The organism is Stenotrophomonas sp. Ps181, assembly GCF_025697425.1.
GTDB lineage: Bacteria > Pseudomonadota > Gammaproteobacteria > Xanthomonadales > Xanthomonadaceae > Stenotrophomonas > Stenotrophomonas sepilia.
In genome coordinates, this window is the sequence record NZ_JAHWBI010000020.1 from 1 (window position 1) to 1,136 (window position 1,136).

The 1,136-nt window shown below is 60.4% G+C and carries 2 protein-coding genes; both read right to left on the reverse strand.

Annotated features, from left to right (window positions below; translation table 11 throughout):
* A partial coding sequence (locus tag KXV01_RS19975) for an IS3 family transposase (RefSeq protein WP_263468021.1) occupies positions 1-782 on the reverse strand: 782 nt, incomplete at its 3' end.
* Positions 779-1,072: a transposase gene (locus tag KXV01_RS19980; RefSeq protein WP_006388655.1), complete on the reverse strand. Its 294-nt coding sequence runs from the start codon at positions 1,070-1,072 to the stop codon at positions 779-781. The genes KXV01_RS19980 and KXV01_RS19975, both read right to left, overlap by 4 nt.
* Positions 1,073-1,136: the final 64 nt, after the last annotated feature.

Sequence of the window (1,136 nt, forward strand, 5' to 3'; positions counted from 1 at the left end):
TAGAAGCCGTGGATGTAAGCAGCGATGGACTGGCTGGCTTGTTCCCTACTGGCGTAAGGCTCGGCAGCCTCTTCTGTCTTGAACGTCGCAAAGAAGCTCTCGGCCACCGCGTTGTCCCAGCAATTGCCAGGCCGGCTCATGCTTTGGACCACGCCATGGGACTGCAGCAGCTGGCGAAACTCGTTTCCCCAGTACTGCCCACCACGATCTGAATGGAAGATCAGGCCGGGTCGTTGTGGATGCAGAGCCCAAGCATTGGCAAATGCTTTCACCACCAGCTCTTCAGTCAGACGCTTGGAAACGCTGTAGCCCAGCACCTGCCGGGTCTGGACGCTGATGACCACGGCCAGATGCAGCCATCCCTGGCGGGTGGGGACATACGTGATATCCCCGACCCACGCCGTCGGTCCGGTTCCGGGGGCAAATTGCCGATCCAGCAGGTTGGGAGCGAGCTGAGATGAGCCGCCAGAGGATTGGGGTCTGAATCGGCCTTTGGTCTTGCCCTGGATTCGCTCCTCGGCCATTAACCGTGCCACGCGCTTGTGGCCGACTGGATGATTCCTGGCTCGTAAAGCCCTGACCAGCCGACGTCGCCCATAACTGCGCTTGCTGGTCACATGAATGGCCCGAAGCTCGGTACGGAGGGCCGAATCGACATCGCACGTTTGGGCAAACTGCCGGCGCAGGTAGTCATGGAATCCAGAGACAGAAACCCCAAGAACCCGACACAACAACCTGGTCGGGTAGTGAGTCCTTTGACTGGCGACGAAGGCGTACCTCACTTGGACTCTCTGGCAAAGAACGCCGCCGCTTTTTTTAGGATTTCCCGCTCCATCTTCAGATTGGCGTTCTCGGCCCGAAGGCGGCTGATCTCGCTTTCCAGGTCGGTGGCTGGCCTGCGAGCCTCAGAGGTCAACGACCGGCCAGCACGGACCGCGTCAAGCCAATTTGCCAGCGTCTTGACCGACATCTCCAGCTGACGGGCCGCTGCGGCCGGCCCGAGCGACTCGGCCAACTCCACGGCTTGGTGCTTGAACTCATCGGTGTAGCTACGACGGGTGATACGGGACATAAGGGGCCTCCAAGTGCGATCAAAGTATCGCTTCTTGGCGTCCGCTGACGGGGGGCCAGATCAG